Here is a 25,692-nt window from a genome sequence, read left to right on the forward strand (position 1 = left end):
TCACTCCCAATTCCTTCAATCTAAAATCCAAAATCTAAAATCTAAAATTTCATATGGTTCCGAAAAAGTCATAAACTAAAAATTGCATTAAGTAGCTATTAGATCTTGACTGAATCACCTGTGCGAAAAATTGTTATTGCTGGCAACTGGAAAATGTTCAAAACCAAGGTAGAATCCCAGGAATTTTTACAAGGATTTCTGCCTTTATTACAGGAGACTCCCGACGATAGAGAAGCGGTATTGTGCGTTCCCTTTACCGATTTAAGCGTTTTATCTAGGAATTTACACGGTAGTCTTGTCAGACTGGGAGCGCAAAACGTTCATTGGGAAGAAACGGGAGCTTACACGGGTGAAATTTCCGGTTTGATGCTCTCTGAACTTGGGGTACGTTATGTAATCGTCGGTCATAGCGAACGACGGCAATATTTTGGTGAAACGGATGAAACCGTTAATTTGCGCCTCAAAGCCGCTCAAAAGTATGGCATGACACCTATTTTATGTGTTGGTGAAACTAAAAAACAAAGAGATACGGGGGAAACTGAATCGATAATTACCGACCAAATTAAGAAAGACTTGGTAGATGTTGACCAAAATAATCTCGTAATTGCTTACGAACCAATTTGGGCAATTGGTACCGGAGATACTTGTGAAGTAACCGAAGCCAATCGAGTCATCGGTTTAATTCGCAGTCTGCTGAACAATAAAAATGTATCTATTCAATATGGAGGTTCCGTGAAACCAAATAATGTTGATGAGATTATGGCTCAACCTGAAATTGATGGTGCTTTAGTTGGTGGAGCAAGTCTGGAATCGCAAGATTTCGCCCGAATCGTTAATTTTAAGTGAAAATTGGGCATTGGTAATAGGAAGATAATTTTTAATTCCTAACTAGTACTCCGCCACATTAATTTTGACGGGTAATATATTCGTAGTGCGAGCGTCCCGCTCGCTGGTTGTAACGAGCGAGCGGGACGCTCGCACTATCGGACACCCCTCATAACTTATATGGTCAAGTACTAGTAATAAAGTAAAATTTTCAACTAATTCCCTATTACCTATGCCCCATTACCGATTACTGATTACCTATCCCCTATCAAGACAAATTCCTGATGCTTAACTTCAATTGGGGCGATCGCACTTATTTAATGGGTGTTTTAAATGTAACGCCCGATAGTTTTAGCGATGGTGGTGAGTTTAACCGACCGGATGCGGCTTTACATCAAGCGATCGCTTTAGCTGCGGCTGGTGCGGATATAATCGATGTAGGGGGACAATCAACTCGACCGGGTGCGGAATTAATCTCTGTATCGTCAGAACTTGAGCGAGTGCTGTCAGTTTTACAGGTCATACGCCCAATAATTGATATCCCAATTTCTGTAGATACCACTTCTTCAATTGTTGCCAAAGCTGCTGTTGATGCTGGTGCCGATATAGTTAACGATATTTCTGGCGGTACTTTTGACTCGGCAATGTTCTCTACTGTCGCTAAGCTGAATGTGCCTATTGTGTTAATGCATATCCGAGGAAATCCGCAAACAATGCAGCAGATGACCGATTATCAAGATGTAATTGCAGAAATATCTGATTTTTTATCACAACAAATAACCGCAGCAACAACTGCGGGAATTAAAAGAGAAAAAATCATTATCGACCCCGGTATTGGTTTCGCTAAGAATTTAGCACAAAATTTAGAAATTTTTCGCCGCTTAACAGAATTAAAAAAGCTGGAATGTCCGATTTTAGTTGGGCCATCTCGTAAGAGCTTCATTGGAAAAATTCTCAACCAACCAGATCCCAAAGCCAGAGTTTGGGGAACTGCTGCTGCTTGTTGTGCGGCTATTTTTAATGGTGCGGATCTATTACGAGTTCACGATGTTGAACAAATACGCGATGTATCAATAGTTGCCGATGCAATTTGGCGAATAAATCAAACTAAGTAGTGGGCTAGCTATCAGTTAAAAATGGGAAATTTGGTCAAATCTCATTAATACACAATCATCACCAATCTCCCAAATTTAGTTAATTACTTTCTTCTCTTGCGGCTTACTCCTTTAATTCAGCAATCATTAAAGCAAGATAGAAGTAATCCAAATGGCTTAGGATTCGCCACCATTACCATTACCATTTCTGGGTCTCCTTGCTTCATCCTCGGCTACAGTTTCAGCAGTTATTTGGTCGATAATATCTTTCTGACCGGAACCGGGGTCTACAAACACAACTTTGGAATTAGGGCTTTCACCTAATCGGTAACTAGCGTTGATGTAATCTTGAGCAACTAAATATCGCAAGATTTCCTTATTTTCAGGAACGCTACGCAAAGCTTCAGAAAGAATCTGCATACTAGTACTTGTACCTTCAGCTTTCTTAATTGCAGCTTGACGTTGACCTTCCGCTTCCAAAATCGCAGCACGGCTATTGATTTCAGCAGCACGTTGGTCTTCCATCGACTTCCGCACGCTTTCGGGGGGTGTAATACTTTGAATATCTAACCTCATAATTTCAACTCCCCAATCTGCGGTAATCTCATTCAACGTGTCCAGCAATTCTTTGTCCATCTCTTTTCTAGAGACATTAGTTTCTTCTAGAGTATTTTGAGCAATTATCTCTCGTAAAGAAGTTGTAGTAATCTGCTGTAAACCTTGTGCCAAATCATCAATTTGGTAAAAGCTCTTCTCTATATCTTTAATACGCCAATACACAATCGCATCAATTTCTAGGTAGATATTATCTTTAGTAATCGCATTTTGAGGTTTTATATCCAGTATCTGTTCCCGCGTAGTATCTTCCATCACAATTTGGTCGATCAGGGGAACGATAAAATTTAGTCCTGGTCGTAATTTACGATGATACTGACCCAAGCGTTCTACTAAAGCTTCGTTACCTTGATTAATAATCTTTGCCGACCCTAATGAATAACCTATAAGCACTAAAGCTATAGCAATAATTGGCTCCATTTATGCTCCTTGTACAGCAATAAGGAAATTTACTTTAAGGAAGTGGTAGCGTTCCTACTTCCTGTCTTTAGTCTAATAAAAAAGCAATGTGTAATTTTATTATCACGCTTAGGTGACTTCAGACAAGATACTGTCCCTACCAGTCCCATTAATAACACGCGCTTATTATTGCATCATTCTTGTCATGTTGGGTAATTGGGGATAGGTAATAGGGGATGGGTAATCGGTAATGAGGGGATGATTAATAGGTATGAATAACTGCGAGCAATAAATTTATTTCGATGACTCTTTACCAATTACCAATTACCAATTACCTAGTAGTCATTTCCAACCAAGGCTTAATACTCGCGGGTAATTGAGAATTCAAACGTAATTTAATCTGTGATGTAGAAAAAGATTGAGCGTAGGCAGAGGTTAAAAATGGTTGATAGTTTTTGGCTTCGGGTGCAAGTTGTTTGACGAATGCTACACTTACACCTTTAAGTAATTCCCGTAGAGGTCTAGCTTCTATTCCCCGTCGCTCTTTGATGATGGTTGTAGCTGAATTTACAGCATAAGCCTCGTCGCTTATACTTAGATGCGTGCCACCAATTGCTGTTAACAAATACTTCTGACCGCCTAATTGATTAAAAGGCTGTATCTGATGTTTCAAGGCTGGTGTCAGCGCGTCTTCTGTCCCGGTTAAGATTAAAACAGGTTTGTTAATTTGGCTTAAACCTTTGTCACCAAAGAGTTTACCTGCCATCGGATTCAGCGCGATCGCACTTTTAACCCGTTCGTCTCGCAACTGTAATTTGTTTTCTGGTAAGGTCGCTGCGGCACATTCTAACCAGTCACCGGGTGCGTTGGCAATATTTAACGAATTGTTACAAAAACGCTTTAGCTGTCCGATGTTGACTTCTCCTCCAACTATGGCTAAGGCTGTATAACCTCCTAAAGAATGTCCGATAACGCTTACTTGTTGAGTATTTAATTTTCCTTGAAGTTTTCCCGGTTGATTATTCAGTTTTGTTAATTCATCTAGCAAAAAGGTAATATCTTTTGGTCGGTCGATAAATTCATTGGGGTTAAGCAAGTTTTTTAAATCAGATGTATTTCTAGCTTGATTAATGGCTATAGAATTGCTACCTGGATGCTCAATAGCTGCGACGCTAACCCCGTAGGAAGCCAAATGACGCGCTAAGTAAGCTAAATATTTACGATTTGCCCCAAACCCGTGGGAGATCACAACTAATGGCTGTTGCGGTTGTTTGACTTCACTCGCATAAATATCTACGGTGATACTGCGGTTACGTTTTGGATCTCGCAACGTAATTGTTTGTTGTTCTACAACTTCTTTGCCAATGGTTGCCGGGTTGAAATTACTTTTATATGACTCGGTTTGATTATTTACAAATAACTCTCGTGCCAGTAAAGAGCCAAGAGCTTGACTCTGCAAACGATTAGGATTTAATTCCACCGCTAAACCAATGGCTTTCGTGGCATCTACGGTAACATTTGTCTGAGGATATGCCCGTAGAAACCCCACCACACTCAAGCCGTTGACTTGTCTTAAAGCTAAACTAAGCGCACCTTCGACGCTTTCAATACTCGATCCTGGTAAAGCCGCTGTCAAGGAAGTGATTAATTGTCTACCCCAAGAGGTTTTTTGTAACTCTTGAGTCAAATTAGCGGCAGCTTGAGGATTGATGGACAAACGTCGCTGCAATAATTCCTGCATCCCACTGGGAAGAAAAGCTGAAAAACCTTGTAGCGAAGTCGGTAGTTTTCCGGTTTTCGCAAATTCTTCCAAATCGGCGATCGCTACTGACTGTTCAAAGGGACCCAAGCGAATAGTAACTGTTTGGGCTGCGGAAGCGGAAGGTATACCCAGTGAGGTGCAGCAAGCAAAGGTTAATCCGCATAACAAACCTTTGATCTGCAATAGTCGTTGTGAAGATTTTCCTTTTTGTTTAAATAACATATTGCTAGTTAATGAATAATTCTAGTCATTCAAATTAATTGACCTTGAGAAGGAGCATCTTGCTCCCCAGTAGCGAGCGACTGTAAATAATACAAATAATACATAAGTAGGTCGGGTCGGCGTGTTCTCGTTCCCAGGCTCTACCTCCGATTATTGCAAGTGCAAGATGTATACTAATTTACTTAATTTATTTTCGGAACCTCACCCCGTCCTCCGGACACCCCTCTCCTTGGTAAGGTAAGGTTGACTTGGATTGCGTTCAATCAAAACCCGCTATATCTTATTGCAACTGATGCATGGTAACGAATAAATAAGACGTTGCAATGCAACGTCTCTACATTTTTTGTTGATTTAGTTAGATTTCACATGAACTACCACCCCTTACTGTATTGAAAGGATGGTTTCTACACATCCACCCCGCAAGAATTAAAAACCGATTCCGAAGAATCTCAAAACGCCCAAAATACTACCCAAAGGTCCACCGATAGTATTAATCGTGTCGCCAGTTTTGGCTATCCCAGAACGGCTGACTAACAATACATCGTTACTACGCATAATCGGATTAGTTTCCTCATTGATTCCCGCTTTCAAATCCACTTTTACCAAGCGTTTAGTTACAGAACCATCGGGATTCAGGCGAATCAAGTCGATTTTAGCGCTGCTGGCTCTAGCATCATTGAATCCACCTGCTGCGAGCAAGGCTTGGTTGAGAGAACTATTAGGTCGAATTTGTACTGGCCCTGGTCTTTTCACTTCCCCTACCACATCTACTTGAATTTGTGAAGGAGATAAAGTTGTTGTAGCTAACTGTGTCGCTTCTGCTGGGTTAACCTCTGTTGCAGTTGGGAATATGATCGTATCTCCATCTTGGACAACTACGTCTTGGTCAATATCACCACTTGTTAACAACTTCCACAAGTCGATATTAATAATTTGTTCGGTACCCGTTCTTGTCGGTCGTCTAAGTATGACGTTACGAACGTTGGCTTGTGGTGTAATTCCTCCAGCTTGTTGCAGCGCTCGGGTTATCGTTGGCTGACCGCTGATACTCGGCGTACCATTCTGGTTATTTCCACCACCTTCTGTAGATCCAGAAGTAACCAAATAAGACCCTGGACGAATAACTTCACCAACCACCGCTACAGTGCGGGGTTTAGTAGGGTCAGCCGCGAAGTTTGCTGCTGCTATATTACGCGCTGTTGCAATGTTAAAGTTCTGACTAGTTGGGACATAAACGGTGTCACCATCACGCAAGGTAATGTCTTGAAAACTTCTGCCTGTTTTAATAAGGTCATCCAAATTAAGAGTGACTGTTTGTTTTCTTCCACCTCCAATTTCACGACGCAACTGCACTTCGGTGATGTCAGCACTCAAGGTAACTCCCTGAGCAGTTGTTAAAGCAGCTAAAACAGTCGGGTATTGAATACCTGGGTCTTGACCTGCACCACCTTGCAAACTCAGAGTATAAGCCCCTGGACGGGTTACTTCTCCAGCCACAAATACGTTAATCGGACGGGGAGATAATAAATTGACGGAAATAATCGGTCGTCTCAGAAAACGAGCGTATCTTCTAGCAATTGCATCTGCGGCTTGTTCCGTTGTTAGCCCATCAACAGAGACGCTACCAACTAAAGGTAGGTTAACCGCTCCACCTGGGGGAATTACGTACTCACCTGAATACTCTGGCACTTCAAACACATTTACCTTGATGCGATCGCCCCCGCCTAATGCGTAGCTTGACCGAATTCGGGCAGCTTGCTGTGCCGACACCGGATTAACTGGTTCCAAAGCAACGGTAACGGCAGTTAATAACATTACACCCAACAATGGCTGGGCAAAGAATTTTAATAGACTTGTGTTAAGCATATTCACCTGAGATTCAGATTTGTTAAGCACTGTCTTAACATTTTATTGTTGACTATACGTAAGTATTCAAGTTCCAGTCTTACTTTTATCTTCTAAAATAACCGGAAGTTGATTAATAAAATTGCTTATTTAATTTAAATTTTTAATAAAGTTTGGATAAAGCTTAATATGTGGACATTTAGAATAATCATTGATAAGTTATAATAAACACATTGTATTTCTTAGATATTGAAGCATCGTCTTACATTATTTAAACAGTATTTTGCAAAAGATCCAGCTTTATTGATTGTCTTTTTAATTTCTTCATCAAGTTAAAATAATCATATCGAGTCAATTTTATCTTCAGGATACAATAAGTAAAAGTCTGACAAATTTTCTACAAATTTGGGTAAAAACTCCCCAACTGTTGTCCGGAGTCGAAAACCACATAAATTGTTGGCTTCAGTCAAATTTATTTATCAAGCCTCTCCTTGGATTTTTCGCATAAAAAACTCTTCCAAAGAAGGACGATAAGTATTGAGAGAAAGCAAGTATCCTCCCATTAAGCGAAGACTCGCAAGAAAATCATACATTTCTCCTTTTAGCTCACCTTGCCAACAACCATCAGATAAAGATTCAAGATTCTGTATCCACTCTTGTAAAGTTTCCCAATCGCCACCTTTACCTTTGACTCGATACGTGTTAGGGCTTCCTAGTAGTTGGTTGACATTGCCAGAACAAATTAACTCACCTTTACTGAGAATTGCAACGCGATCGCAAATTAATTCCACTTCATTGAGAACGTGGCTGTTGAAAAAAATTGTTTTCCCCTGCTGTTTCAGGTTTAAAATAATTTCGCGCATCTGATAGCGTCCTACGGGGTCTAAACCAGACATTGGCTCATCCAAAAAAATTAAATCTGGGTCATTAATTAAAGTTTGTGCCATTGCAACCCGCTGTTGCATTCCCTTAGAATAGCGACGCATCTGTTTTTTGCGAGCATCAAATTTAGATAATCCAACTAGTTCTAATAATTGAGGAATGCGTTGCTGTTGCACCTTTTTCGGAATTTGAAATAAATTCGCACTCCAAACCAAAAATTCCCAACCAGTCAAGAAGTCGTACAGATAAGCATTTTCCGGTAAATAGCCGATGTGTTGTTTTGTAGCGCGATCGCCAAGTGGCTTACCTAATAATAAACCTCGTCCGGAAGTGGGACGGATAATTCCCAGCAATAATTTTAGTAGAGTCGTTTTACCAGCACCATTTTGTCCGAGCAATCCAAAAGTCTCCCCCCGCTCAACTTGCAAAGAACAGCTTTTGAGAGATATAACTTTTTGATTCATCCAAAAACCAGTACGGTAAACCTTTCGCAGTTCTGAGGTGAGAACTACTGGGGAATCTTGAGTTGTATCGGGAGAAAACGCAGCCTCTTCAACAGACTTCATGAGAACACACAAAACGGTAAACTAATTACAAGATACCCAGTTGTGCGGTGAGAATAACAATATACTTTCAGAAAATTTTATTTACCTACTTAAATTTCGGATTTTTTCACATAAATAAATTCATGGTTAACGACGATTTCTGATGCGTCGTAACCCAAAATCTTCAGCAAGAGGTTATATTATGTTGCGATCGGCATCCGGATGTTGGGTTACGGCAATACAGATAAATTTCTTGCTTAAAACCAATATTTTTCGAGTGCCTAACCCAACCGACAAACTGATAAAGTTAAATTCTTCAACCCGGCTTTAATTAATATTGTGCTGCGGTAAGCTGTTAATAACCATAGGATAAAATCAGTGTTTAATAGAGTTTTATTTTTTATATAAAGGTGGATAAAATCAGGTCATGAATTAGAAATAGGATGAAGTCAGACTTATATTTAATTTATCTGTATTAATTGCTCAAATTGACAATTCAGGAACCCGGCTTTTTCAAAAAAACCGGGTTAATCAACACACAAATTTGTTATTTTACATCAGACTCACACAATTATCAGTTTTCTAGGTTTAATTGATAAATCTTAGATAATTTTGCTTTATATCAAAATAATGGCTCACATAAATATGAATACCAAGAGGGAAAAATCAGGTGCTTTCTATAATTAAAAATTAGGTAAATAGTATTTAATATCAGGGAAAATCCGGTTTAATAAATAAATTCACATATTTAGCAAACACTAAGAAACCCGGTTAAAAAAACCAGGTTTCTTTATTTTTACAATTGATAAAATCAATTAAGTAGTAAGAGTTTGGTCTAGCTGCTTACAATGTCGCTTAATAAATTGAGTTGAATAGGTGGCTTATTCGGAAACTCAACCGAAATAGTTAGATTACCGCCCATAGCATGAATATAGTTCCTCAAAGTGGACAGCAACATATCAGATTCTCTTTCCAGACGTGACACGTTAGATTGTGGCATTTGCAAGCTTCGCGAGATTTCCGCTTGTGTTAGTCCTGCGGCTTTTCGCAGTTCCTGCAAGTTGAGATATTCAGTTTCTAATTCTTCAGTCAGAGCTTTTATCCGTTGCTTGCGCTCCTCTGGCAAATCATTCCATATATTTTGTAAAATTTTTCCTTTGCTCATTGATTCTCCTCCTGTAACTGGTTCAAATGATTGTCGAAGCGTTCATCCGCCTTTTTGATAAGCTGCTTGTAAAATCGTTTATCACCGATCCCAGATTTATCACCAGCAATCAGCAGAATTGCTTGACGCTTCGGATCGAAAGCAAATGCAGCTATCTACACACCGTTGTCCGCACTAAACCGCAGTTCTTTCATGTTTGTATGCTTAGAACCGTTGAGTGTATCCACATGAGGTCTATTCAGCAGTGAACCATACTTTTCAAGCATTTCCACTTCTGCTAGTAAAGCATCCTGTACAGCTTCAGAAAAATCCAAAAACTCTTGTGCAAACAGAACATAGAATTCAACATTCCAACTCATACTCATGTATTATCATCAATGATATATATCATCAATGATATTATTGATTGTACTTTTCCCTACTCCTTACAACACTCCCTTAGAGCTAGGTATAGTACTCGCACGTCGAGGATCAATTTCTGTAGCCATTCGCATTGCTCTAGCAAATGCTTTAAATGTCGCTTCAATGATGTGATGGGAATTAATACCGTCAAGCTGACGAATATGTAATGTCATCTGACTGTTATTAACAACAGCAACAAAGAATTCCCGTACTAATTGAGTGTCGTAAGTACCAACTCTTTGAGTGGGAATTTCTAAACCGTAAGTTAAATGAGGTCTTCCTGAAAAGTCCAAAGCTATTTGAACTAAAGCTTCATCAAGGGGAGCCACAAAATGACCGAAGCGGACAATACCTTTGCGATCGCCAAGTGCTTTGAAGACAGCTTTTCCTAATGTAATCCCGACATCTTCGTTGGTATGGTGGTCGTCAATTTCTATATCTCCTTTAGCTATGACTTCCAAGTCAATCAGTCCGTGGGAAGATATTTGATGCAGCATATGGTCTAAAAACGGAATGCCGGTTTGAGCGTTACAATTACCCGTACCATCTAAATTGACGGTTACTTGCACATCTGTTTCTCCAGTAGTCCGAGAAACGGTAGCAATGCGAGGACTAAAACCAGTATTGTTATGATTTGAAGATATTACAGGAAGTTCGCTGGAGAGCATAGTAGATGAAATTATTCAAAAAACAGTAAATATATTATCCCCCTTAAGGAATTTTAGATTTTAGATTTTGGATTTTAGATTAAATAACAAATCAGTTCCTTGTTTCAAGTCCCTGTATTCATGCATGGGGTCAATCCAAAATCGTAAATCCAAAATCCAAAATCGAGTGACGATTACATTCCCATGATTTCATAACCTGCATCTACATACAAAACTTGACCCGTAATGCCACTTGCTAAGTCGCTACATAAGAAGGCTGCTGCATTACCCACTTCTAGCTGAGTAACAGTACGTTTAAGGGGAGCAACCTGCTCCACATGATGAATCATATCTAAAATACCACCGACCGCACTTGAAGCCAAAGTACGAATGGGACCAGCCGAAATTGCATTAACGCGAATCTTCTGCTCTCCAAGTTCCGCTGCTAAATAACGCACGCTTGATTCTAACGCTGCTTTAGCAACTCCCATGACGTTGTAATTGGGAATTGCCCTTACTCCACCCAAATAGGTAAGAGTTAAAATACTTCCCCCTTGGGACATTAAAGGTTTCGCTGCACCAGCTAATAACGCCAAAGAATAAGCGCTGATTTCTAAAGCTAAATTAAAGCCTGCACGAGAAGTTTCGCTAAAACCTCCGGTTAAGTCGTCTTTTTTCGCGAAAGCAAGACAATGAATCAAAATATCTAAAGAACCCCATTTTTCTTGAATGGTATCAAAAGTTGTTTTTACTTGTTCGTCATCTTGAACATTACAGGGCAAAAACAGACTAGGAGAAAGCGGCTCTACCAAATCCGCAACTTTTTTCTCCATTTTACCTTTCTCGTCAGGTAAGTAGGTAATGCCAATATTTGCTCCTGCTTTATGTAGCTGTTGGGCAATACCCCAAGCAATAGAACGGTTATTAGCAATACCTGTTACCAGCGCATTTTTCCCAGTTAGATCCAGCATAAATGTTACCTATTTAATAATGGTTCATGGTTGAGCATACTAGATATTAGACCGATTATTCTTACTTTTAAATACGATTTATCAGATATTGCAATCAATGTTATTCAAAATATGCTACTTTTATCGGCGCTGATTTTTTATGATAAATTCAACATTTCTTCATCAAAAATATTTACTTTTATCAATTAAATAAATAACTATTAAAAATTAGTAGATCTAAGAGCTAAAAATTATGTATTATGATGAACAAATAGTAGTGAGGTTATAGGGTTAAGTATAGTAAAGTACAAAAAGGTTGACAATGCAATATTAATTTTTCAAGTGTATTCTTAGGTAATCTGTTTTATTTATTCCGGCATTGGGTAGGGGAAGGGAGATGATTGTGACACAAGATAAAGCCCTAGCAAATGTGTTTCGTCAAATGGCAACTGGGGCTTTTCCGCCAGTTGTAGAAACCTTTGAACGCAATAAAACTATATTTTTTCCCGGAGATCCAGCCGAACGAGTTTATTTTCTTCTCAAAGGTGCCGTAAAGCTCTCCAGGGTGTACGAGGCAGGAGAAGAAATAACGGTGGCGCTACTACGAGAAAATAGCGTTTTCGGAGTGTTGTCTTTATTAACGGGAAACAAATCAGATAGGTTTTATCATGCTGTAGCATTCACGCCAGTAGAATTACTCTCGGCTCCAATTGAACAAGTAGAGCAAGCACTCAAAGAAAATCCCGAATTATCGATGTTGATGTTGCGAGGACTTTCTTCGCGAATCTTGCAGACAGAGATGATGATTGAAACTCTTGCTCACCGAGATATGGGTTCTAGATTAGTAAGTTTTTTACTAATTCTGTGTCGAGATTTTGGAGTTCCTTGTGCTGATGGGATAACCATAGATTTAAAATTATCTCATCAAGCAATTGCCGAAGCAATTGGTTCTACTCGCGTTACCGTTACAAGATTATTAGGCGATTTACGAGAAAAGAAGATGATTTCAATACACAAAAAGAAGATTACGGTACATAAGCCAGTCACTTTAAGTCGGCAATTTACTTGAAGCATCTTTATGTTGTTGAACGTCTAATAAGGATTAATCGGAGGTCTTAATAGTGCGGTATACTCCGCCATAAAGTTGATTTGATTGTCAAAAAAACATCTGAAATAATCGTACCAGCAACAACAAAGTTATCCGGTTGATATTACAGATGCTTTTATCCTGGTAGCAGATGAATGATAACTGAGGCTGCTACCAATTCCTAGTCAAACTTTTTAATTGTATTTTCCGATAAATTCCTTGTTGCGTTTGGATTTTGGCAATACAAAGTCAGGTGAATCTGAAAATAAAGTATATTCAGCCCTTGTCTTATTTGCCTTTCTTCACACACAATAACTGGAAGTAGTAGGCTTGTATGTGAAAGGATGAATTCGGCACGATTATATGACCACCGCGTTTATCCTCATTACGGCAATCTTAATTTTGGGAGGTTTCATTGCCACCGTCGGCGATCGCATCGGTACACGGGTTGGCAAAAAACGGCTCTCACTCTTCAACCTGCGTCCCAAAAAGACTGCCGTTTTGGTGACGATTCTTACGGGAATAGGTATTTCAGCGTCAACTTTAGCAAGTTTGTTTTTGGTTGATGACGGATTGCGTAAAGGAGTGTTTGAGCTTGAGGATATCCAAAAAGATTTGAGATTGAAACGAGAACAGCTTCAAGGTGCGACAGCTAATTTAACAATTACTAAAAACGAGTTAGAAGAAGCTAGGAAGCAGCAAGCCCAAGCACAGAAAGATTTGCTGATAATTAATCGTTCCCTGCAAGCTGCAAACACTAAGCAACGTCAAACTCAAGCCCAACTCAATCAAACTATCAAGCAGCAAGCCCGCACTCAAGCTTTATTACAAGGTACTCAATCAAAACTAAATCAAGTTGCCATCCGTTATAAAAAGGCCATTGACGAACTGCAAAGCATTATCGATGAAAGAAACAGCCAAATCAAAGAAATCAAGCAGCTTAGGGCAGAAAGACAGCGACTATATCTAGAAGCCAAAAAATCTCTAGCTGAAGCTGAAGCTGCGATCAACAAACGCGATCGCGAACTAGAAAAGCGTCAAGAAGCCATTGACAAGCGCGACGAAAAAATTGCTCAACTTGATAAACAAATTCAAGAACGTAATTCGGAGATTACAGCACGCGAGAAAATGATTGCTCAACGTCAGAAAGTGATTAACGAAAAGCAAGCTCGTCTTTCGGATTTAGAAAGACAACAAGCTTCTTTAGAGCAACAACTCGCAAAGCTGGGTCAATCGAATCGCGATCTGCGCTTGGGTAAATTGGCTTTGGTACGGGGACAAGTGATTGCTGAAGCAGTAGTTCGCGTCGAAAAACCCGAAGCAGCCAAACAAGCAGTAATCAAATTATTACAAGAAGCCAACCGTTCGGCTCTCCAACAGCTAAGCGAACCCGGAAGCAACTCTTCAAAAAATGATGAGAAATCAATTTTATTTGCCACTGCACAACAAATTCAGCAATTGAGCAAGCAGATTGATGATGGTAGAGAATATGTAGTGCGAATTTTTTCCGCAGGTAACTACGTCAGGGGAGAACAGCGCATCGAATTTTTTGCGGACTCTGCACCCAACGAAATAGTATTTCAAAGAGGTGAAGTTTTAGCTACTACAACAGCAGATCCGCAAACCATGACACCCGATCAAGTAAGACAGCGGTTGGAATTAGTCATTTCTGCTTCTCAATTCCGTGCCAGGAATGCTGGTATTTTAAAAAGTATCCAAATAGAGGGTACTTTTATTCGGTTTTTGGCTTTATTGCGGCAATACAATCAATCATTAGAGATTAAAGCCGTTGCTGCCCAAGATACTTACAGAGCCGGACCATTAAAAGTTAAATTAGTGGCAATTTTAAATGGGCAAATAATATTCAGTACTTGAAAAATTCGGTTTGATTTTTAAACTTATTTGTAGGGAGTAGGGAGTAGGGAGTAGAGAGTAGGGAATATCGGATTAAGTTTTTTTAAGCCGATCGCGGTCGAACTGATTGCTAAAAGGTGATTGGTTTTTTAATATTTATCTATAAGTTGCTAATTAATCTTGTATAGTACCATTTCACAGTTTTTTATATGACTTCCCGTAAATTTTCACCTTCTGATTCGGTGATTTTGGGTTTTGACCCCGGTCGAGATAAGTGCGGTGTGGCTGTAATGGGGTTAGATAGGCAACTTCAATATCACGAAGTTCTATCTTCTAGTAACGCGATCGCCACTATCAAAGTTTTGTATCAAAAATATGCAATTTCTTTATTAGTTATGGGAGACCAAACTACATCAAAGCTTTGGAAACAACAAATACAGGAAAATTTATCTCCGACGGTAAATATTATTTTAGTAGATGAGCGCTATACAAGTTTAGAAGCACGCGATCGCTATTGGATAATGTACCCACCCAAGGGATTTACCAAACTATTACCCGCAGGAATGCGAACTCCACCTCGTCCGATAGATGATATTGTTGCCATCTTGCTGATTGAAAGGTATCTTAACCGCTTAACTCAGTAATTAGGAGCAAGTAGAGAAGGTTAGGAGTTAGGAGTTAGGAGTTAGTTATTACACCTTCGACCTTTAACCTTTAACCTTTGACCGTTAACCTTTAACCTTTAACCTTATTTTTAAATTTCAGATCGAATTGTAAAAACATAATCTCCTCCCGGTTCGAGTTGATAATCTTTTTGTTCTAAAAAGCGGCTGAGAGGTTCTTTGATTAAGGCTCTACCCTGAGAGGGTGTAATTGACAACTCAGCTTGACTAAAATGCCACTGAAATCGCCATTCAAACTCACCTGCTTTTACTTCACCTTCTAGTAAACTGTTTTGCCACGATTGTCGAGTGATTCGCACGTGGGCTGTGGTTTGCGGTAGTCTTTTAGAACTCACGATTGATTGCAATACGGACTAACTAATAATTTTTACTATAAAAGCATTTACGCAAAGCCCTCCTTTTCTGAAGCAGGGTTGGGGGGATTTTTTGACTATTGCTGCGTAAACCCTACACTTAACATAACTTAAATTTAAGTTAGGTCAAATGACTTTATACATTTTATGAACTACCGGAAACGCTATACACTGCTCGCGCAAAGTGAACCTTTATGGAGTCATGTACGCAAGCAAAGAGATTAAATTTCAGATGCCAATTTTTTTTCTAATGTAATCAATTCTTGAAATTAAATTATTAAAGCACGGAAAATAAAAATAGATTTTTATAAAAAATGGAAACCTTTTAATGTCGCCAATCGTTAATGAGCTTAACATTCATAAATTTCCTGGCTAACCCCACCTAAACTCATTGTAGGTGAGGACTGTGCCTGACATTTTCTTGCAAATTTCAGTGCGGATTTTAGATTTGCGATCGACTCGCAATTCCGGACACTTGCTACAGCGGCTGCTCTCCACCGGAGAACCGCGCTAGTTCTCAAGGTCGGGAGGCGACCCATAAGAGTGTCTCCCTTCAGTAAAGAGTAGCTTTTAATCGGCGACAGAACAATATAGTGTCCTTAAAATCTAAAATCCCGACCGTTTAAGCGGTAGCAGCTGCTTCTCGCGCCGCAGCGGCTTGTTCTGGATGAATGCCTAAGCGGGTAAGATTTATTCTACCTTTACTGTCAATTTCCCGAACTTTGACAATTACTTCATCACCAACAGCAACTTCATCTTCAACTTTACCAACTCGATAGTCGGCTAGCTGGGAAATATGAATCATCCCTTCTTTGCTGGGTAAAAACTCAACAAAGGCACCAATTGGAATAATTCGAGTTACTCTACCAACATAAACGTCACCTTCATTGAGCTTGCGCGTCATTGATTGAATGATAAAGCGGGCTTTTTTGGCTTTATTCTCATCTATGGCGGCAATTGTCACGGTACCGTCATCTTCGATGTCGATTGTGGCTCCTGTTTCTTCAGTAATTCCTTTAATGGTTTTACCTCCAGGACCAATTACCAAACCAATCATGTCTGAGTCAATCTTGATGGTTAATAACCGTGGAGCATAAGGTGACATTTCCGGACGCGGTTTGTCGATGCAAGCAAGCATTTTTTCTAAAATGTGCAGCCGCGCATCTTTGGCTTGGTGAACCGCTTGGGCGATAACCTCTAAGGATAAACCGGAGATTTTCATATCCATTTGCAGTGCGGTGATGCCTGTATCGGTTCCGGCGACTTTAAAATCCATATCGCCTAAGAAGTCTTCGATACCTTGAATATCCGTCAAAACACGGATTTCGTCATCTTCTTTAATTAAACCCATTGCCGCACCGCTAACAGGTTTGGTAATCGGTACTCCTGCATCCATTAAGGCTAGGGTTGAAGCACACACCGAACCCATTGATGTAGAACCGTTAGAAGAAAGCACCTCGGATACTACTCTAAGTACGTAGGGGAATTCACTCTTTGATGGTAATACAGTCAATAAAGCTCTTTCTGCCAAAGCACCGTGACCAATTTCTCTGCGTCCCGGCGGACGTAAAGGCTTGGTTTCCCCAACAGAGTATGGTGGGAAGTTATAATGGTGTAAGTAATGCTTTTGCTGGTCTGGTTGCAGGTCGTCGTTTAAGTTTTGAGCATCTCCGGGTGTTCCCAATGTACAAATAGATAACACCTGGGTGAGTCCCCTGTTAAATAAACCGCTACCGTGAACTCTTTTTGGCAAAATACCTACTTGACAGGATACTGGACGAACTTCATCAAGCTTACGACCATCAACGCGCACACCATCTTCAACGATCTGACGACGCATTAACTTTTTGGTTATGGCTTTGAAAGTGTTGCCGAGTGCCTTACTATCTTCGCTTGCAGCGACTCGAATCGAGTCTTCCTCTGGTAGCTCCTCAATTTCTTTGGAGATTTCGTCTTTGATCACATCCAATGCTTCATCGCGTTGGGCTTTTGTGAAATCGAACTGGGACAGAACTTTTTTGATGCCATCGTTAGCGCGATCGCGAATAAAGTTTTCTAAAGTGGTATCTACTTCGGGTGGTTCTTCGCTAACAATTTCGATGCCTAGTTCTTTTAGCAAATCTAGTTGTGCTTGGATTAAATCTTGTACCGCTTCGTAACCAAATTCAATCGCTTCGATAATATCTTGTTCTGGTAGCTGATTGGCTCCCGCTTCCACCATGATTACACCGTGCGGAGAACCTGCAACAACTAAATCCAAGTCTCCAGCACTAACTTCTGCATAGGTAGGATTAATGACAAAATCATCTCCTACTAAGCCCACTCGTACCGCAGCCATTGGCCCGTTGAAAGGAATCTTTGCCAATAAGGTCGCAATACTTGCACCTGTAACTGCCAGCACATCCGGTGGTACTTCTTCATCTACCGAAAGAGTGACTGCTATAACTTGTAGGTCATCTCGCAACCAAGAAGGAAACAAAGGACGTAAAGGACGGTCAATTAAACGACTGGTAAGAGTTGCTTTTTCTGGAGGTCGTCCTTCTCTTCTGAGAATACCTCCGGGGATTCTACCTGCTGAGTATAATCTCTCTTCGTAATCTACAGTTAAAGGTAGAAAATCAATTCCTTGTCTCGCTTGCGATCGCGTCGCTGTCACCAATACTGCCGTATCCCCCGATTGTATCATTACAGACCCGCCAGCCTGGGGAGCTAACAAGCCAACTTTCAGTCGAATATCCCGTCCGTCAAAGGATATTGACTTTTCAAATTCTTCCATTCAGTTCTTTTTCCTTCTATGCACTATTCGCTCTCAGTGGCAATCCTAACATTTATGCTCTGTTGCTTGTCGTAGTAACTTATAAATCAGTGAAATTAGTTTTCAACTATCGATAATTAGTGATCGCTGTTTACTTTGTTTGAGTTTTGTTGCAAACTCTTTACTTTTAACTCCTAACTGCGCTGGTTGATTGTGGCAGTACAATAAAGTTAACGTAAAGAAATGTCTTTTTGGTCTTTTTGCACTTTCATCGGAAGTTTGGTTTGATATAACAGCAGATCGTATTTTCTGTGGTGGGTAATTGATTTAATTAAAAAGGCTGCGCGACTATAGCACTAAGCGTCAAATTCAAACCGCTTTCAAGGTTATTCCGAGGACAAGATTAATAGCCACAGAGGGCGTGAAGTACTGTTCTAATGTTGGAGGAATAGATATAATTTAACTCTACTTTTTCGCGATTTTATTAGTGGTGATTAAATTTAAAAGTCATAAAAAATAGCTTTTTGATGTATCTTATACAGAGAAGCAGGAGCAAAATTAAATCGTTCGAAATTAAAGATAGCTAAATTAACCAAATTGATTTTTTTGATATGAGGGGTTATTTATTGCGACCGCTTTGATAATTAAGTTCGATATATCTTGTTTAATTTACTATATTTTTTTATATTTAACAAATTTTTATAGCTGAGAAATATAAACTATAAAATTACATTTTTTCCGAATCAACTGTTTGAAAGTATTAGTTCTACAATAATTTGACTGTCGTTGGCATATGGCAATTTTACACGGTAGTTGGTTAGTAAAAAATCAAGATAGCTGTTTTTTTGTATGGGGAGAAACTTGGCGTTCTATAAGTCCAGATTCTAGTCAAGATGCTTCTAGGGTGCAGCCTCATCATGGAGCTATGACTCCATTTGAGTTATTAGAGTTATTGCGTTCTCGTAACATAGCAATCCCCAAAGAGTGGGTACAGGCTCAAGCGCAATCAATTAATTCAGGCAAAAAACGCAAGGCTACTGCTACAGATGATAACGGCGTAAATTTACGTTCGTTATCTATTGTTGTTGCTTTACCAACTCATATTCCTCAAGAAGATAATCAAAAGAAAAAAACTAGAACTAAAAACAAAAGTCAAGAAATTGATTTAATATACCCGCTACATTCAGCAATTGTTGAAGAAGCAGCGAAACCAGAATATTTGCAACCTTGGCAAGTTAATGGTTTTCGTTTGAACTCTAAAGACGCAATAAAATTTTTAACTTCTTTACCGATGAATGTTGCTAACGATGAGCAAACTTTTATCGGAGGAGATTTACGCTTTTGGTCGCAAGTTGCTCGCTGGGGTTTGGATTTAATTGCTAGGTGCAAATTTTTACCCAAAATTGAAAATGCGGATAATCTAGATCGTAAAATTGCTAGTTGGACAGCACTTATAGATAGTGCGGTTGACGAAAGTCGGTTAGATAAATATTCTCGATCGATGCCTTTATCATGTCGGGTATATCAAGCAGACTCAGATGATTACCCATTAATTAATTTACCACCGGAATCCGAGCAGCTACTGCTAGATTTTCTAAATAAAACTATAGATGCTCAAGTGCGAGCAATGGTAAATCTGGATGCAGGAGAAACTCGATTGCTGACATCCCTACCATCTGTAGTTAGACAATGGTTATACTCCTTGAGCAGCAATAAAAACTCAATTAGTGCAGATACACCTGAAGTTGAAAGGTTAGAAGCAGCGCTGAATGCTTGGACAATGCCTTTACAAAACCAACTCGGACAAAGAAGCCTGTTTCGCACTTGTTTTGTATTGCGGACTCCAGAAGCAGGGAAAACAGAGTGGCTGTTGGAATATTATCTGCAAGCGATCGACGATGAAGAATTTTTATTAGATGCACAAACTATTTGGAATCATCCGGTTGAACAGTTTGCTTACCAAAATCGCACGATTGACAAACCCCAAGAAACATTTTTACGAGGTTTGGGTTTAGCTTCGCGACTTTATCCAATCATTGCACCGAGCTTAGATACAGCATTACCGCAATTTTGTCGTCTCGAACCGATACAAGCGTATGATTTTATTAAATCGGTAACTTGGCGGCTTGAAGATAGCGGTTTAGGTGTAGTTTTACCTCCAAGCTTAGCAAATCGCGATGGTTGGGCGAATCGTTTGGGTTTAAAAGTCAGCGCTCAAACTCCGAAGAAAAATGAACGTTTGGGTTTGCAAAGTTTACTTAATTTCAGGTGGGAATTAGCGATCGGAGGACAAACTCTTTCCCAGCAAGAATTCAACAAACTTGTAGCTTTAAATAGTCCCTTAGTAGAAATCAACGGTGAGTGGGTAGAATTGCGATCGCAAGATATTAAAACAGCACAGACATTTTTTGCTAGTAGAAAAGAGAAAATGGCGTTGTCTTTAGAAGATGCGCTGCGGTTGGGTTCCGGGGATACTCAAACCATCGAAAAACTACCCGTAGTCAGCTTTGAAGCCTCTGGAGCGTTGCAAGAGTTAATTACCAATCTCACGGATAATCAAGAGATAGAAACATTACCCACACCTGAGAGTTTTCGCGGAGAATTGCGACCATATCAGCGACGGGGAATGTCTTGGCTGTCATTCTTGGAACGTTGGGGTTTGGGTGCTTGTTTAGCCGATGATATGGGTTTAGGGAAAACCATTCAATTCATAGCCTTTCTATTACATCTCCAAGAACAAGAAGCCTTAGAAAAACCCACATTATTAGTTTGTCCGACTTCCGTATTAGGAAACTGGGAACGAGAAGTAAAAAAATTTGCTCCTAATCTAAAAGTTTTGCAATATCACGGCGATAAACGTCCCAAAGGAAAGGCATTTCAAAAGGCTGTCAATGACACGAATATTGTAATTACCAGCTACTCGTTAGTTCATCGCGATTTAAAGTTATTGCAAGATGTTTCTTGGCAGATCATAGCTTTAGATGAAGCTCAAAATGTCAAGAATCCAGAAGCAAAACAATCGCAAGCAGTACGACAGCTAGAACCAGAATTCCGAATTGCTTTAACAGGCACCCCGGTAGAAAATAGACTACAGGAATTGTGGTCTATTATGGATTTTTTGAATCCCGGATATTTAGGAACCCGACAGTTTTTTCAGCGACGGTTTGCAATGCCAATTGAAAAATATGGCGATACTTCTTCCTTATCACAATTGCGTTCCTTAGTTCAACCTTTTATTTTACGTCGATTGAAAACAGACCGCGATATCATTCAAGATTTACCAGAAAAGCAGGAAATGACTGTTTTTTGTGGTTTAACTCCCGAACAAGCAAAGCTTTATCAAAAAGTAGTAGAAGATTCCTTAGCTCAAATTGATGATGCAGAAGGATTGCAGCGTCGGGGAATGATTTTGGGTTTACTTGTAAAGTTGAAACAAATTTGTAATCACCCAGCGCAGTATTTGAAAAAAGATACATTAGACAAACACGATTCAGCCAAACTTCAGCGTCTGGAAGAGATGTTAGAAGAAGTCATATTAAATGGCGATCGCGCTTTAATTTTCACTCAGTTTGCGGAGTGGGGTAAGTTGCTTAAACCTTATTTAGAAAAGTATTTCAACCGAGAAGCTTTGTTTTTATATGGTAGTACAACTCAGAAAAAACGTGAGGAAATGATCGACCGTTTTCAACACGACCCCCAAGGACCACCAATAATGATTCTTTCCTTAAAAGCAGGTGGTGTCGGTTTAAATTTAACGCGAGCAAATCATGTATTTCATTTTGATAGATGGTGGAATCCCGCAGTAGAAAATCAAGCTACAGACAGGGTATTTCGTATCGGTCAAACGAAAAACGTACAGGTACATAAATTTGTTTGTACTGGTACCTTAGAAGAAAAGATTCACGACATGATCGAAAGTAAAAAACAGTTAGCAGAACAAGTTGTAGGTGCAGGTGAAGAATGGTTAACTGAAATGGATACCGACCAACTCAGAAATTTATTAATACTTGATCGTGATGCAGTTATTGAAGAAGAGAATTAAAGGTTAAAGGTTAAAGGTCAAAGGTCAAAGGTTAAAGGTTAAAGGTTAAAGGTTAAAGGTTAAAGGTTAAAGGTTAAAGGTTAAAGGTCAAAAATTCTTAATCCTAACTTCTAATTATTTTACAATTCACCATGCCCAAAGCCCAATTCACAATTTAAAATCTAAAATCTAAAATCCAAAATTAATCTCATGCAAGCAAATTACGATTTTCAAGCATCAAGAGAATGGTGGTCACAACGCTGGTTAGAACTATTAGATTCTTACCGCTTTAAAAAACGATTAGAACGTGCGAGAAACTATGCACGTCAAGGTAATATTCTCAACATAAAATTTGAAAAGGCAAAAGTTTTGGCTGACGTACAGGGAAGCGAACCAGAACCTTACAATGTTTCTCTTTCTCTTGATTCTTTTAACGATGAAGAATGGGGTTTTGTAGTTGAAACTATGTCCCAGAAAGCAATATTTGCTGCTAAATTATTAGCTGGAGAAATGCCGCAGAATATAGAAGAGGTATTTACATCAAATGGCTTATCTTTATTTCCTTTTACCTTGTCCGAAGTTCATAGTAAATGTTCTTGTCCTGATAAAGCTAACCCCTGCAAACATATCGGTGCGATTTACTATCAATTAGCCGACCGTTTTAGTGAAGACCCATTTGTTTTATTTCAATTGCGAGGACGCACTAAAGAGCAAATTATTAGTGATTTGCGAAAATTACGAAGTACCAATATAGAAACAAAAGTAGATTCAGATATTACACAATCAACTAATAACAAACAAAAATCCTTAGAGTTAGATAATTTTTGGCAATACAATCAACCCTTAGAATCTTCCTTAGTAGTAATTGCACCATCAACAGGAGAAACAGTTTTAGATGTATTAGGTTCAATTCCTTTAGCAAAAGAAGATGAAAAGCAAGCAAATTTAAATTCCACAGATATTGTCATGAAATATCTCAATTTGCTGTATAAGGATGCTAGTCAGAAAGCATTTTTAGCTGCGATGAATCAGTGAACAGTTAGCAGCGACCATTACGAATTATCTTTTAAATAAGATGGGTTTTGGGTATTGAATGCAATGTGTCAGTTAAATATACTTTAAATTTGAGAAATGTGAATTAAATAATACAGCCGATTTCATCTGAGTGAGGTACAGGATATATCGTTATAAGGGAGTAGGGGAATATACTTCATTTATTTGCAAACTGCTGTATATAAAAGTAGGGTGGTGTTAGCGTCCCATAATGCACTATTTCCCTGATAACTGCTCACTGTTGACCGTTCACTGATATAAATAAGCATGGAACTGCAAAACAAAATTATTACTGTAGAGTTGAGTGATGGCACCAGCGTCAGAGTTGAAGCTACTCTTATTGGAGAACGGAAATTAACTTTTCAAGCCCGACCATTTAGCGAAATAGCTGGTGCTATAGAGTCTTTGACAAAAGAGATTGCGGAAACGGTGCAAAAAATAAAACCCGATAAAGCTCGCGTTAGATTTGGCATAGACTTTGGGATTGAATCGGGTAAACTCACACCTTTGCTTGTTAAAGATGCTTCCACTGCTAATATTGAAATTACTTTGGAATGGGGTAATTAATTAGCTTAGTTAAGCTAAAAATATAGGCTTTAACTTTATTAATAACTCTTCTTAAAATTTAGTCTTTTAGATAAAGATTAAGAACCTGCTTCTCGAAGAAGTTTTAAAATATCAGATAAGTAGTTTAGCGTTGAAAATTGTAATTAGGACAAGGGAGTAGGGAGTAGGCAATAGGGAGTAGGAGTAAGGCTCTTAATCCAATTACCAATTACCAATTACCAATTACCCATTCCCAACCATAAAAAAAACTCCCGCTTTTACACGGGAGCAACTGATTGTCACGTAATGTCTAAACTAGATAAACTAGTCCAAATCAGGCATAAACATTACTGGTTCGGTTTCACGGTTGATACCTTTCTCGAAACCACCAGCAGCCGCACGAGCGCGTCCTGCGTGCCATAAGTGACCGATTAGGAAGAAGAATCCTAATACGAAGTGAGATGTCGATAACCACGCACGAGGAGACACGTAGTTAAAGGAGTTAATCTCGGTCGCAACACCACCTACAGAGTTCAAAGAACCCAGAGGTGCGTGGGTCATGTATTCAGCAGCACGACGAGCCTGCCAAGGCTGAATGTCATTTTTAACTTTTTCTAAGTCAAGACCGTTAGGACCGCGTAGAGGCTCCAACCAAGGGCCACGGAAATCCCAAAAGCGCATGGTTTCACCACCGAAGATGATTTCACCAGTTGGAGAACGCATCAAGTATTTACCAAGACCTGTAGGACCTTGAGCAGAACCAACGTTAGCACCTAAGCGTTGGTCGCGAATCAAGAAGGTTAAAGCTTGAGCTTGAGAAGCCTCGGAAGCTGTAGGACCGAAGAATTCGCTGGGGTAAGCAGTGTTATTGAACCAAACGAAAATGGAAGCGATAAATCCCATTAAGGACAAAGCACCCAAACTGTAAGATAGATACGCTTCACCAGACCAGATGAAAGCACGACGCGCCCAACCAAAAGGCTTGGTCAAAATATGGAAGATACCACCAGAAATAGTGATGATAGCAACCCAAATGTGACCGCCAACAATATCTTCGAGGTTGTTAACGCTGACAATCCAACCTTCGCCGCCGAAAGGGGACTTGAGTAAGTAACCAAAGATTACCGCCGGATTCAATGTTGGGTTAGTTACGACGCGGACATCACCACCACCGGGTGCCCAGGTATCGTACAAACCACCAAAGAACATTGCTTTCAGCACCAACAATAAGGCACCGCATCCCAAAATAATTAGGTGGAAGCCAATGATGGTGGTCATTTTGTTCTTATCTTTCCAGTCATAACCAAAGAAAGAAGAGTATTCTTCTAAGGTTTCTGGACCGCGAACGGCGTGATAAATACCGCCAAAACCTAATACTGCGGAAGAAATTAGGTGAAGTACACCAACAACAAAGTAGGGGAAGGTGTCAATAATTTCACCACCAGCACCAACACCCCAACCTTGGGTTGCTAAGTGAGGTAGCAGAATTAAACCCTGTTCGTACATGGGTTTTTCCGGAATGAAGTGAGCAACTTCAAACAAAGTCATTGCTCCAGCCCAGAAAACGATTAAACCAGCGTGAGCTACATGAGCGCCCAGTAGTTTACCAGAAAGGTTAATCAAACGAGCGTTACCAGACCACCAAGCAAAGCCAGTGCTTTGCTGGTCGCGTCCGCCCGCTCCCATTACCATTTGTCTATTAGAGAGCGTTACCACGTGGCAATACCTCCTCGGGGAATATAAATTGTTCGTGTGGCTGATCTTGAGGAGCCATCCAAGCGCGGATACCCTCGTTGAGCAAAATGTTTTTCGTATAGAAAGTTTCAAACTCGGGGTCTTCTGCGGCTCTCAATTCTTGAGATACGAAGTCATAAGCACGTAGGTTCAGCGCTAAGCCAACTACACCTACCGCGCTCATCCATAACCCGGTAACTGGTACAAACAACATAAAGAAGTGTAACCAGCGTTTGTTGGAGAATGCAATACC

General features: G+C 39.7%; 18 protein-coding genes and 2 pseudogenes. 8 read left to right on the forward strand and 12 right to left on the reverse strand.

From position 1 onward, the window contains the following. The first annotated feature begins 120 nt into the window (after positions 1–120). Together tpiA and folP are read left to right on the forward strand one after the other, a co-directional pair. The gene (gene tpiA / locus VB797_RS09570; RefSeq protein WP_323237458.1) at positions 121–846 is read left to right on the forward strand and encodes a triose-phosphate isomerase; all 726 of its coding nucleotides are present in this window, start codon (positions 121–123) and stop codon (positions 844–846) included. A gap of 263 nt (positions 847–1,109) precedes the next feature. Beyond that, positions 1,110–1,940 (forward strand): dihydropteroate synthase, encoded by an 831-nt coding sequence (gene folP, locus VB797_RS09575; RefSeq protein ID WP_323237439.1) that lies wholly within the window; start codon positions 1,110–1,112, stop codon positions 1,938–1,940. Between the two features lie 156 nt (positions 1,941–2,096). Here the strand turns inward: folP and VB797_RS09580 are convergent, their stop codons facing one another. From VB797_RS09580 to fabI, 8 genes and pseudogenes are all read right to left on the reverse strand, one after another. Continuing rightward, complete coding sequence (locus tag VB797_RS09580) at positions 2,097–2,954, reverse strand: SPFH domain-containing protein (RefSeq protein WP_323237440.1); 858 nt, start codon at positions 2,952–2,954, stop codon at positions 2,097–2,099. Positions 2,955–3,264: 310 nt separating this feature from the next. After that, positions 3,265–4,917: an alpha/beta hydrolase gene (locus VB797_RS09585; RefSeq protein ID WP_323237441.1), complete on the reverse strand. Its 1,653-nt coding sequence runs from the start codon at positions 4,915–4,917 to the stop codon at positions 3,265–3,267. 426 nt (positions 4,918–5,343) lie between these two features. Continuing rightward, positions 5,344–6,783, reverse strand: coding sequence for an SLBB domain-containing protein (locus VB797_RS09590; RefSeq protein ID WP_323237442.1), 1,440 nt, complete (start codon positions 6,781–6,783; stop codon positions 5,344–5,346). 458 nt (positions 6,784–7,241) lie between these two features. Next, positions 7,242–8,210, reverse strand: coding sequence for an ABC transporter ATP-binding protein (locus VB797_RS09595; protein ID WP_323237443.1), 969 nt, complete (start codon positions 8,208–8,210; stop codon positions 7,242–7,244). 814 nt (positions 8,211–9,024) lie between these two features. Beyond that, positions 9,025–9,354 carry an XRE family transcriptional regulator gene (locus VB797_RS09600; protein WP_323237444.1) on the reverse strand — a complete coding sequence of 110 codons (330 nt, stop codon included), beginning with the start codon at positions 9,352–9,354 and terminating at the stop codon, positions 9,025–9,027. Further along, positions 9,351–9,713: pseudogene (locus tag VB797_RS09605) on the reverse strand (type II toxin-antitoxin system RelE/ParE family toxin). Before VB797_RS09605 ends, VB797_RS09600 begins: the two are co-directional and overlap by 4 nt. A 66-nt stretch (positions 9,714–9,779) precedes the next feature. Next, entirely contained in the window at positions 9,780–10,424 is a 645-nt protein-coding gene (hisB, locus tag VB797_RS09610; protein WP_323237445.1) for an imidazoleglycerol-phosphate dehydratase HisB, read from the reverse strand. Positions 10,425–10,597: 173 nt separating this feature from the next. Then, positions 10,598–11,374, reverse strand: a complete 777-nt coding sequence (gene fabI / locus VB797_RS09615) for an enoyl-ACP reductase FabI (RefSeq protein WP_323237446.1) — start codon at positions 11,372–11,374, stop codon at positions 10,598–10,600. Between the two features lie 376 nt (positions 11,375–11,750). Here fabI and ntcA point away from each other — a divergent pair, with 376 nt between their 5' ends. The 3 genes from ntcA to VB797_RS09630 all read left to right on the forward strand — a co-directional run bounded on the left by ntcA (position 11,751) and on the right by VB797_RS09630 (position 14,938). Beyond that, complete coding sequence (gene ntcA / locus VB797_RS09620; RefSeq protein ID WP_010998529.1) at positions 11,751–12,422, forward strand: global nitrogen regulator NtcA; 672 nt, start codon at positions 11,751–11,753, stop codon at positions 12,420–12,422. Positions 12,423–12,803: 381 nt separating this feature from the next. After that, positions 12,804–14,315 carry a DUF3084 domain-containing protein gene (locus VB797_RS09625; RefSeq protein WP_323237447.1) on the forward strand — a complete coding sequence of 504 codons (1,512 nt, stop codon included), beginning with the start codon at positions 12,804–12,806 and terminating at the stop codon, positions 14,313–14,315. 188 nt (positions 14,316–14,503) lie between these two features. Next, a complete protein-coding gene (locus VB797_RS09630) occupies positions 14,504–14,938 on the forward strand; it encodes a pre-16S rRNA-processing nuclease YqgF (RefSeq protein WP_323237448.1) in 435 nt (144 codons plus the stop codon). A 110-nt stretch (positions 14,939–15,048) separates the two neighbouring features. On the opposite strand, the gene VB797_RS09635 is transcribed toward VB797_RS09630, so the two are convergent. After that, positions 15,049–15,312, reverse strand: coding sequence for a DUF3146 family protein (locus VB797_RS09635; RefSeq protein ID WP_323237449.1), 264 nt, complete (start codon positions 15,310–15,312; stop codon positions 15,049–15,051). Positions 15,313–15,952: 640 nt separating this feature from the next. Next, entirely contained in the window at positions 15,953–18,106 is a 2,154-nt protein-coding gene (locus tag VB797_RS09640; protein ID WP_323237450.1) for a polyribonucleotide nucleotidyltransferase, read from the reverse strand. A 772-nt stretch (positions 18,107–18,878) separates the two neighbouring features. Between VB797_RS09640 and VB797_RS09645 the strand changes: the two genes are divergently transcribed. From VB797_RS09645 to VB797_RS09655, 3 genes are all read left to right on the forward strand, one after another. Continuing rightward, positions 18,879–22,127, forward strand: coding sequence for a DEAD/DEAH box helicase (locus tag VB797_RS09645; protein WP_323237451.1), 3,249 nt, complete (start codon positions 18,879–18,881; stop codon positions 22,125–22,127). A gap of 189 nt (positions 22,128–22,316) precedes the next feature. Continuing rightward, positions 22,317–23,141: an SWIM zinc finger family protein gene (locus VB797_RS09650; protein ID WP_323237452.1), complete on the forward strand. Its 825-nt coding sequence runs from the start codon at positions 22,317–22,319 to the stop codon at positions 23,139–23,141. A gap of 285 nt (positions 23,142–23,426) precedes the next feature. Beyond that, positions 23,427–23,726 carry a CU044_2847 family protein gene (locus VB797_RS09655; protein ID WP_323237453.1) on the forward strand — a complete coding sequence of 100 codons (300 nt, stop codon included), beginning with the start codon at positions 23,427–23,429 and terminating at the stop codon, positions 23,724–23,726. A gap of 303 nt (positions 23,727–24,029) precedes the next feature. Here the strand turns inward: VB797_RS09655 and psbC are convergent, their stop codons facing one another. Both psbC and VB797_RS09665 read right to left on the reverse strand, forming a co-directional pair. Then, a complete protein-coding gene (gene psbC / locus VB797_RS09660) occupies positions 24,030–25,421 on the reverse strand; it encodes a photosystem II reaction center protein CP43 (RefSeq protein ID WP_323237454.1) in 1,392 nt (463 codons plus the stop codon). Continuing rightward, a pseudogene (locus VB797_RS09665) lies at positions 25,405–25,692 on the reverse strand (photosystem II D2 protein (photosystem q(a) protein)); the annotation flags it as partial. The pseudogene VB797_RS09665 and the gene psbC, both read right to left, overlap by 17 nt.

It is taken from the genome of Rivularia sp. UHCC 0363 (genome assembly GCF_034931125.1).
Lineage (GTDB): Bacteria > Cyanobacteriota > Cyanobacteriia > Cyanobacteriales > Nostocaceae > Rivularia.

Bases quoted from the DNA above. Each gene is read 5' to 3' on its own strand.
- VB797_RS09630 (WP_323237448.1), top strand. From the start codon at position 14,504: ATGACTTCCCGTAAATTTTCACCTTCTGATTCGGTGATTTTGGGTTTT.
- folP (WP_323237439.1), top strand. From the start codon at position 1,110: ATGCTTAACTTCAATTGGGGCGATCGCACTTATTTAATGGGTGTTTTA.
- VB797_RS09655 (WP_323237453.1), top strand. From the start codon at position 23,427: ATGGAACTGCAAAACAAAATTATTACTGTAGAGTTGAGTGATGGCACC.
- VB797_RS09650 (WP_323237452.1), top strand. From the start codon at position 22,317: ATGCAAGCAAATTACGATTTTCAAGCATCAAGAGAATGGTGGTCACAA.
- VB797_RS09580 (WP_323237440.1), bottom strand. From the start codon at position 2,954: ATGGAGCCAATTATTGCTATAGCTTTAGTGCTTATAGGTTATTCATTA.
- fabI (WP_323237446.1), bottom strand. From the start codon at position 11,374: ATGCTGGATCTAACTGGGAAAAATGCGCTGGTAACAGGTATTGCTAAT.
- VB797_RS09600 (WP_323237444.1), bottom strand. From the start codon at position 9,354: ATGAGCAAAGGAAAAATTTTACAAAATATATGGAATGATTTGCCAGAG.
- VB797_RS09640 (WP_323237450.1), bottom strand. From the start codon at position 18,106: ATGGAAGAATTTGAAAAGTCAATATCCTTTGACGGACGGGATATTCGA.
- VB797_RS09595 (WP_323237443.1), bottom strand. From the start codon at position 8,210: ATGAAGTCTGTTGAAGAGGCTGCGTTTTCTCCCGATACAACTCAAGAT.
- ntcA (WP_010998529.1), top strand. From the start codon at position 11,751: ATGATTGTGACACAAGATAAAGCCCTAGCAAATGTGTTTCGTCAAATG.
- VB797_RS09645 (WP_323237451.1), top strand. From the start codon at position 18,879: ATGGCAATTTTACACGGTAGTTGGTTAGTAAAAAATCAAGATAGCTGT.
- VB797_RS09590 (WP_323237442.1), bottom strand. From the start codon at position 6,783: ATGCTTAACACAAGTCTATTAAAATTCTTTGCCCAGCCATTGTTGGGT.
- VB797_RS09585 (WP_323237441.1), bottom strand. From the start codon at position 4,917: ATGTTATTTAAACAAAAAGGAAAATCTTCACAACGACTATTGCAGATC.
- hisB (WP_323237445.1), bottom strand. From the start codon at position 10,424: ATGCTCTCCAGCGAACTTCCTGTAATATCTTCAAATCATAACAATACT.
- VB797_RS09625 (WP_323237447.1), top strand. From the start codon at position 12,804: ATGACCACCGCGTTTATCCTCATTACGGCAATCTTAATTTTGGGAGGT.